The following is an 8,140-nucleotide window of genomic DNA, read 5'->3' on the forward strand; positions in this document are numbered from 1 at the left end:
ACAGCAGCACCGGGTACGCGGTCTTGTCGGCGCGCAGCGTGACGATGTACGACGCCATCACGTCGGGGCAGCGCCGCCAGGGTGTTGATCAGGTCGAGCGAGACCACCAGGCGCAGGATCGAGACGGTGCCGAGGCGGATCGGGATCATGATGCCGATCGCCAGGTACAGCGCCAGCACGGCGTTGCCCTTGAAGCTGTATTCCGACAGCGCCCAGGCCGCCATGGCGCCGAGGAACACCACCAGGAACAGCGTCACCAGCGTCACGGTCAGACTGTTGCCGAAGTAGAGGCCGAAATCCGACCGGGTCAGCACCGTGTCGAAGCCGATCAGGCTGAAGGTGTCCGACATCGGCGGCGCCAGCGGCTGGCTGAAGATCGCCTTGCGCGACTTGAAGGCGTTGAACAGCACCAGCACGATCGGGAACAGCGCGATCAGCGTGTAGACCAGCAGGATCGCGTGCACGGCCGCGGCGGAGACGGGGGACTTGCGGTTGGCGGCCATGGGTCAGAGCTCGTAGCGCTGCAGGCGGCGCTGGACCAGGTAGAAATAGGTCATGACGCCGGCCAGGATGATCAGGAACATGATGGTCGCCACCGCCGCACCCATGGTCGGGTCGCCCAGCTGCAGCTGGAAGCCGAAGAAGGTGCGGTAGAAGAAGGTGCCGAGGATGTCGGTCGCGAAGTTCGGCCCGGCCAGCGCCCCCTGGGAGACGTAGATCAGGTCGAAGGCGTTGAAGTTGCCGACGAAGGTCAGGATCGTGACCATGCCGATGGTCGGCCAGATCAGCGGCAGCTTGATGCGCCAGAAGATCTTCATCTGGCTGGCGCCGTCCACCCGCGCCGCCTCGGTCAGGCTCTCGGGGATGTTCAGCAGCGCGGCATAGGTCAGCAGCAGCGGCATGCCGACCCACTGCCACACCGAGACCAGGGCCAGGGTGAACAGGGCCGACCCCTCCTGCCCCAGCCAGGGCGCGAACAGCGAGCCGAGGCCCACGGTGCCCAACATCGACTTGGCGACGCCCCAGGTCGGCGACAGGATCAGCTTCCAGATGAAGCCGATGATCACCACCGACAGCAGCGTCGGGGTGAACATCAGGGTGCGGTAGGTGTTGGTGAAGCGCAGATTGGGCAGGGACAGCAGCGCCGCCAGCCCGATCGCGATCGGGTTCTGCACCAGCATGTGCACAGCGAAGAACAGGACATTGTTGCCCAGCGCGTTCCAGAAGCGGTCGGCCCATTGCGGGTCGAAGAACAGCGCCGCGTAATTGGCCAGGCCGGCGAAATGCTCGCCCCCCGCCTCGTCCCGCGTGAACAGGCTGAGCCGCAGGCTGTCGAGCAGCGGGTACACCATGAAGACGGTGTAGATCAGCGTGGCCGGCGCCAGGAAGACGACGACGTGCCAGGGGAAGCGCCCCTTGCGGCCCGCGATCTGCGAGCGGGGGATGACGACGGCTTGGGTGCTGGCCATGGGAACAGCCTATCAAGACAGGCACGGAGACGCGCGGTCCGGGATCGACCGGGCCGCGCGCCTCGCGCCGGGGATCAGGTTACTTGGCGGCTGGCTTGTACCAGGAGTCGAGGCCCTTCTGGATGCTGTCCGCCGCCTGCTGCGCCGTCATGGTGCCGTTCAGCACCTGGGCGGAGACGTTCCACAGCTCGTTCTCCAGGTTCGGCGTGCCGCGCGACAGGATCTGGTACGAGTTGCGGATCGAGGATTCGCAGGTCTTGCGCCAGCTCAGGAACTCCGCCGCCACCGGGTCCTTGACCGTGACCGGGTGGTTCGACAGCGAGTAGAAGCCCGGCAGCGCGTTCGAGTAGATGTCCGCGAATTCCGGCGTCGCCACCCATTCCAGGAACGCCTTGGCGGCCTCCGGATTCTTGGTCTTGGTGTTCATGCCGAGCGCGATGTCGGTGTGGTCGCTGATGTAGCACTTGTCACCCGCCTTCTCGACCGGCGGCGGGAAGGCGCCCATCTTGAAGTCGGCCTGGGCGTTGAAGGCGGCGATGTCCCAGGACCCGGCCGGGTAGATCGCGGCGCGGCCCAGCGTGAACAGGTTCTGGCTGTCCGGATACGCCTGGGCCTCATAGCCGTCCGGCAGGTAAGGCTTCCACTTCGCCAGCTCCTCGAAGGCCTGGACATAGGGCTTGTCGGTGAACTTCTCCTTACCGGCGATCAGCGCCTTGCGGCCTTCCTCGCCCTTCCACAGGTTCGGACCGATGTTCTGGAAGCCCATGGTCGCGGCCTCCCACTGGTCCTTGGTGCCGATGTCGAGCGGCGCCACCTCGCCCTTGGCCTTGATCTTGTCGAGCAGGGCGAAGAACTCGGCCTCGGTCTTCGGCGGGGTCAGGCCCTCCGACTCGAACACCGACTTGTTGTAGAGGAAGCCGTGGATGACCGACGCCATCGGCACGCAGAACAGCGTCTTGCCGTCATCGGTGATCCAGGCGCTCTTGGCCACGTCGGAGAAGGTGTCCATGCCTTTCAGGTCGTTGACCGGGGCCAGGTAGCCCTTCTGGAACAGCGCCAGCGAGGCGTCGAACGGCCGGCAGCTGATCAGGTCGCCCGCGGTGCCGCCCTCGAGCTTGGCGTTCAGCGCGGCGTTGTACTCGGTCGGGGTCGACGGCGAGAACACCACCTTGATGCCCGGATGGCTCTTCTCGAAGGCCGGGATGATGGTGTCCTGCCAGATCTTCAGATCGTCGTTGCGCCAGCTCTCGATGGTCAGCGTGGCGTCGGCCGCCATGGCGGTGGTGGAGAGGGCGACGAGCGCCGCCCCGGCCAGGAACGCGCCCCGTAGGAACGAATGGGACATGTGCAACTGCCTCCTCTGTTCGGCGTTTCGCCGTTGCTCGCGGGCGGCAACCCGCCCGCTGTCTCTAGGAACCTTGCTTCGCCGCCAGCGCCCGGCGCAGATCGCCATCGACCGCGTCCAGGTGCCGCCGCCCGTCCTCGGCGCTGTCGCCCAGCGCCACCAGCGCGGCCAGCTTGACGTTCTGGCCCGCCGCCTCCAGCGCCGACCGGGCCGTCGCCTCGTCCACCGGCACGATCGCGCGCAGCATGCGCACCGAGCGGTCGTTCAGCTTGGCGTTGGTCGGCTGCATGTCGACCATCAGCCCGTCATAGACATGGCCGAGCCGGGTCATCACCAGCGTCGAGAACAGGTTCAGCGCCACCTTCTGCGCCGTGCCGGCCTTGAGGCGGGTGGAGCCGGCGACCGGTTCCTCTCCCGTCGCCAGCAGCACGGCATGGGCGGCGTCGCCGAAGATCGGGGCGCCGGGGTTGGAGGCGATGGCGATGGTCAGGGCGCCGGCGCGGCCGGCCTCCTGCAGCACCGCGCGGGTGTAGGGGGTGCCGCCGCTGGCGGCGACGCCGATGACCACGTCGTCGGGGCCCAGGCGCAGCGCCGCGGCCTCGTCGCGGCCGGCCTGGGCGTCGTCCTCGGCGTTCTCCACCGGTCGGCTCAGCGCCGTGGCGCCGCCGGCAATCAGATAGGCCAGCTTGTCCTGCGGGTGGCCGAAGGTCGGGAACAGCTCCGACCCGTCCTGGGCCGCGACCCGGCCGGAAGTGCCGGCGCCGGCGTAGACCAGGCGTCCGCCGCGGTGCAGCCGGGGTGCGGCATCGGCGGAAGCGGCGCCCAAGGCCGGCAGCGCCGGCCGCACCGCGGCGACGGCGGCGAGCTGGGATTCGAGCAGCGCGTCGAGGATCTCCGCATCCTCCCAGGCGTCGATGCCCTTGAAGCGGCGTGATGCGGTCTCGGTTCCCATGCGTCTCGATCGCTGGCGTGAGTGGTCTAGACCACTCTCTCAGAGTTGCCCGCACGGCGCAAGATGATCCTGTCCGGTCGGTTGGACCAGCCACTTCGGCACGGCGCTAGCCCGAGACCGGTGCGTGCACCCGGCCGAGGAAATCGCGGATCAGCGTGACGATCTCCTCGAGATTCGTCTCCAGCGCCCAGTGGCCGCCATCCAGCAGATGCAGCTCGGCCTGCGGCAGGTCGCGCAGATAGGCGCGGGCCGCCCCTTCCGGCATGTAGCCGTCCTGCGGCCCCCAGGCGATCAGCGTCGGCGGCTGGTGTTTGCGCAGATAGGCCTGGTAGCGCGGGAACCAAGCGAGGTTCTCGCGCAGCCCCTCCATCAGCCGGACCATGATCTCGCGCCGCCGCGGCGACTGCTGCAGCGGCCAGGACAGGCGCCAGAGATCCGGGCTGATCCGCTCGACCAGGCGGTCCGCCACCTCGCCGACGAATTCGTGCCGGAATCCTTCCTCGCTGACCGCCGCGACCAGCGCCTCCCGCCGCTCCGGCGTCGGGTTCTCCCAATAGGCACGCAGCGGCTCGTATTTCGGCCCCAGCTGGTCCTCGTAGATGTCGCCATTCTGGATGATCAGCGCGGCGATCCGCTGCGGCGCGCGCATAGCCAGGCGCAGCCCGATCTGCGAGCCGTAATCGTGCAGGTACAGGGCGTAGCGGTCCAGGCCCAGCGCTGCGGTGAAGCGTTCGAGGAGGCCGGCATAGCCGTCGAAATCATAGGCGAAGTCCTCCGGTGTGTCGCTGTAGCCGAAGCCGGGAAAATCCGGCGCCACGGTGCGCCAGCGATCGGCCAGCGCCGGCATCAGGTGCCGGTACTGGAAGGAGGAGCTGGGATAGCCGTGCGGCAGCAGGAGGACCGGCGCGGCCGGCGGCCCGGCCTCGCGAGTGAAGATGCGGATGCCGTCGACCGCGATGGTGCGGTGCCGGGTCGTCCGGTCCGGGTCGGTCGTCATGAGGGGCGCCTCCGGGTGGTTTGTCTCCCCCGGTCAACGGCCCGGGCACCCGGCGGGGTCCGCCGCCGCTACCAGTTGAAGGTGAAGCCGGCGGTGAAGGTGACGCCCGGCTGGTCGCTGCCGAGATCGACCAGCGAGGCGCTGGCCTTGAGCCGGCCGAACAGCGTCTGCTCGGCGCCGATGCTGCCGGTGAAACGCCGGTCGGCGCTGGTGATTTCGCTGCCCAGCAGCAGCGCAGTGGTGTGCCAGGGCAGTTCCAGCCGGGTGGTGCGGCCGATCTCCCAGCTGGTCACCGGCGCCTCCGGCCCCAGCAGGCCGCCACGGGTCACGCTGTAGCGGTCTTCCGACGACCCGGTCAGGCCGATGAAGGACCAGGCGCGCGACAGCACCGCCGCCAGCTGCCCGGTGCCCTCGCCGCCCTGGGGGTCGAAGCTGGCCTCGATCCTGGCCGATTGCCAGAACGGCACGAACCAGGGCAGCTCGGTCAGGCCCAGGCTGGCCTGTGCCTTGCCGGTGGCGGCGCGCCGCGCCATCTCCGTCCGGTCCCAGCGCTGGGCGAAGCCGGGATAGGGATCGGCCGGGATGTCGAAGGTGACCCCGGTCCTGGCGACGAAGCCCGGGGTCTGGGACTGCACCGCCGCGGCGACGGAGCCGGCGCCGGTGATGTCGCGCTGGCCGGTGACCGCCCCGGGGCCAGCATCGGGCGCGGCATAGGCGCTTGCCGGCGTCGCGGTCCAGGCCCGGTGCGGCCGGCCCCAGCGGGCGAAGCCGGGATCGGCCGGAATGTCGAAGGTGACCGTGGCCGGCGGGATGAAGCCCGTCCGCGGCGCGGCGCCGCCATCCTCGTCGGGCCGGGCATGCGCCGCCGTCGTCGCCGACAGCAGTGCGGCAACGGCGGCGAAACGCAGCAGAAAGGGGTGGCAGGTCCGCGTCATCGGCGGGCTGTCTCTCCCAAGGGTGATGTGGTTTCCCCTTAGGGTAGTGATCCAGCCCGGCCTGCCAACCCCTTGAATTGTGACATTTCCCGTCCGGCTGCGCCTGACGGCTCAGAAGGCCAGCACCACCTTGCCGAAATGCTGGCCTGATTCGAGGTGTCGCAGCGCCTCGCGCGCGTCGGTCCAGGGAAAGCTGCGATCGATCACCGGCCGCAGCCTAGTCGCGGCGATGGCGCGGTTCATCGCCTCGAAGCTGTCGCGGGAGCCGACCGGGATGCCGCGGACGCGGGCGCGGCGGAACAGGATCTGCATCGGGTTGATCTCCGTCGACTTGCCGCCGAGATAGCCGATGACGTTGATCTGCCCGCCGGTGCGGATCGCGGCCAGCGAGCGGGCGAAGGTGCCGGGCCCGCCGACCTCGATGACATGGTCGACGCCGCGGCCGCCGGTCAGGTCGCGCACAGCCGCGTCCCATTCGGGCGTCGTCCGGTAGTTCACCGTGCCGGCGGCGCCGAGAGCCTGCGCCCGCTCCAGCTTCTCGTCGCTGGAGGAGGTGACGATCGCCCGGGCGCCGGCGGCGACGGCGAATTGCAGGGCGAAGATGGCGACGCCGCCGGTGCCCTGCACCAGGACCGTGTCGCCGGGCTTGACCCCACCTTCGGCGACCAGCGAGGTCCAGGCGGTCAGCGCGGCGCAGGGCAGCGTCGCCGCCTCGGCGTCGGTCAGGTGCTCCGGCACCGCGACCACGCCTTCGGCATCGAGGCGGACATACTCCGCCAGCACGCCGGGGCCGGGCCCACCCAGCGGCACCGCCCGCTCGATCCCCTCGAAATCGCCGGCGATCCAGCCCTGCCAGAAGGCGGTGGCCACCCGGTCGCCCGGCTTGAATCGGGTCACCCCCTCGCCCACCGCTGCCACCTCGCCGACGCCGTCGGACAGCGGCACCATCGGCAGCGTGAAGCCGGCATGGTAGGTGCCGCGCACGATCTCCAGGTCGCGGTAGTTCAGCGAGGCGGCGCGCATCCGCAGCACCACCTCGCCCCGCCGTGGCTCCGGCACCGGCAGGTCCACCGGGCGGAGCCGGTCGATGCCCTCGCCCTCTTCGATCACGAACGCCTTCATCGGACGCCTCCAGAAAAAGTTGCGCTGGAGACATCGCCCTCCGTCCGCTAGTCTTCAAATTCATTGTTTTCAGAAACTTCATGACGGATCGGCATGATGTTGGACGAGATGCGCGCCTTCGTGCTGCTGGCGGAGACCGGGTCGATCCAGCGGGTGGCGGAGCGGCTGCCGCTGACCCAGCCGGCGGTGACCCGGCAGATCCAACGGCTGGAGCAGCATCTCGGCACCACGCTCCTGGACCGGCGGGTGAAGCCGCCGCGGCTGACCCCGGCCGGCCTGGCGGCGCTGGAGCGCTGCCGCGCCATCCTGGCGGCGGTGCAGGATCTCAAGGACGGCGCCGGCGACGCGGCCGAGCCGGAGGGGTCGCTGCGCCTGGGCGTCGGCGTGCTGCACGCCTTCGCCGAGGCGGATTTCACGTCGCTGCTACGCGACCTGCGCCAGCGCTATCCGCGCCTGTCGCTGCGCCTGACCGGCGGGCTGGCCCACACCCTGCTGACCGATCTCGACCGCGGCCGGCTGGACGCCGCGGTGGTGCTGCTGCAGGAGAGCGCCGCGCCCTATCCCGGCCGGGTGGTGGGGCAGGAGAAGCTGGTGGTGGTCGGCGGCCGCGGCCTGGCCCTGCCGCGCCGGCCATCCCTGGCCGACCTGGCCGCCTGCGACTGGGTGGTCAGCCCGCGCGAATCCTGCGACGTGCGGTCGGCGCTGGAGGCGCTATTCGCGCGCGAAGGGCTGGAGTTGAGGATCTCGGCCGAGGTGCACGATCTGGCGATCCAGCAATCGCTGATCCGCTCCGGCTTTGGCCTCGGCGTGCTGCCGTCGCGGCGCAGCGCGCCCTTCACCGCGCGCGACGAGCTGCGCCGCATCGACCTGCCCGGCTTCCGCTTCGACTTCGCCATCAGCGTGGTGCGGGCGCCGCATCTCGGCCGGCTGGACCGCGCGATCGACCATCTGGAGGAGGGGCTGCGGCAGCGGCTGGCGCCGGCGGTGGTGTCCATGGCGGCGGGGTAGCCCCCTCACCCTCCCGTCGCCAACGCGACGGGCCCCTCCCTCTCCCCAAGGGAGAGGGAAATGAAGGCCGTGGCTGCTTCACCTCTCCTTGGGGAGAGGTCGAAATCGCGCAGCGATTTCGGGTGAGGGGGCGGCTCCGGCCTCTCAGCCCATCGGCGGCTGTCCGGCGGGAGGCTGCCTCGGCAATCCCAGTCTACGGGCGGCGATGTCGATGATGCGGCGCGGCGGGTGGCGGATATCGACCGTGACCACCCGCTCGCCCTCGCTCGGCGGCTCCAGCGTCTCGAACTGACTGCGCAGCAATGTGTGCGG

7 protein-coding genes and 1 pseudogene are annotated in these 8,140 nt (G+C 69.8%); 1 reads left to right on the top strand and 7 read right to left on the bottom strand.

Annotation, left to right across the window (positions count from 1 at the left end; translation table 11 throughout):
* The 7 genes and pseudogenes from ABDW35_RS26535 to ABDW35_RS26565 all read right to left on the bottom strand — a co-directional run.
* A pseudogene (locus tag ABDW35_RS26535) lies at positions 1-503 on the bottom strand (hypothetical protein); the annotation flags it as partial.
* Positions 504-506: 3 nt separating this feature from the next.
* The gene (locus ABDW35_RS26540; protein WP_343716864.1) at positions 507-1,469 is read right to left on the bottom strand and encodes a sugar ABC transporter permease; all 963 of its coding nucleotides are present in this window, start codon (positions 1,467-1,469) and stop codon (positions 507-509) included.
* 79 nt (positions 1,470-1,548) lie between these two features.
* Entirely contained in the window at positions 1,549-2,814 is a 1,266-nt protein-coding gene (locus ABDW35_RS26545) for an ABC transporter substrate-binding protein (RefSeq protein ID WP_343716865.1), read from the bottom strand.
* A gap of 64 nt (positions 2,815-2,878) precedes the next feature.
* Positions 2,879-3,766 (bottom strand): N-acetylmuramic acid 6-phosphate etherase, encoded by an 888-nt coding sequence (locus ABDW35_RS26550; RefSeq protein WP_343716866.1) that lies wholly within the window; start codon positions 3,764-3,766, stop codon positions 2,879-2,881.
* A 106-nt stretch (positions 3,767-3,872) separates the two neighbouring features.
* A complete protein-coding gene (locus tag ABDW35_RS26555; RefSeq protein WP_343716867.1) occupies positions 3,873-4,763 on the bottom strand; it encodes an alpha/beta hydrolase in 891 nt (296 codons plus the stop codon).
* Positions 4,764-4,831: 68 nt separating this feature from the next.
* On the bottom strand, positions 4,832-5,698 hold the full coding sequence (locus ABDW35_RS26560) for a hypothetical protein (RefSeq protein WP_343716868.1): 867 nt from the start codon (positions 5,696-5,698) through the stop codon (positions 4,832-4,834).
* Positions 5,699-5,809: 111 nt separating this feature from the next.
* Entirely contained in the window at positions 5,810-6,820 is a 1,011-nt protein-coding gene (locus ABDW35_RS26565) for an NAD(P)-dependent alcohol dehydrogenase (RefSeq protein WP_343716869.1), read from the bottom strand.
* Positions 6,821-6,913: 93 nt separating this feature from the next.
* On the opposite strand from ABDW35_RS26565, the gene ABDW35_RS26570 reads away from it, so the two are divergent.
* Positions 6,914-7,828, top strand: a complete 915-nt coding sequence (locus tag ABDW35_RS26570; RefSeq protein ID WP_343716870.1) for a LysR family transcriptional regulator — start codon at positions 6,914-6,916, stop codon at positions 7,826-7,828.
* Positions 7,829-8,140 lie beyond the last annotated feature (312 nt).

This window comes from Inquilinus sp. (genome assembly GCF_039594555.1).
Classification (GTDB): domain Bacteria; phylum Pseudomonadota; class Alphaproteobacteria; order DSM-16000; family Inquilinaceae; genus Inquilinus.

Bases quoted from the DNA above. Each gene is read 5' to 3' on its own strand.
- ABDW35_RS26565 (WP_343716869.1), bottom strand. From the start codon at position 6,820: ATGAAGGCGTTCGTGATCGAAGAGGGCGAGGGCATCGACCGGCTCCGC.
- ABDW35_RS26545 (WP_343716865.1), bottom strand. From the start codon at position 2,814: ATGTCCCATTCGTTCCTACGGGGCGCGTTCCTGGCCGGGGCGGCGCTC.
- ABDW35_RS26540 (WP_343716864.1), bottom strand. From the start codon at position 1,469: ATGGCCAGCACCCAAGCCGTCGTCATCCCCCGCTCGCAGATCGCGGGC.
- ABDW35_RS26555 (WP_343716867.1), bottom strand. From the start codon at position 4,763: ATGACGACCGACCCGGACCGGACGACCCGGCACCGCACCATCGCGGTC.
- ABDW35_RS26560 (WP_343716868.1), bottom strand. From the start codon at position 5,698: ATGACGCGGACCTGCCACCCCTTTCTGCTGCGTTTCGCCGCCGTTGCC.
- ABDW35_RS26570 (WP_343716870.1), top strand. From the start codon at position 6,914: ATGATGTTGGACGAGATGCGCGCCTTCGTGCTGCTGGCGGAGACCGGG.
- ABDW35_RS26550 (WP_343716866.1), bottom strand. From the start codon at position 3,766: ATGGGAACCGAGACCGCATCACGCCGCTTCAAGGGCATCGACGCCTGG.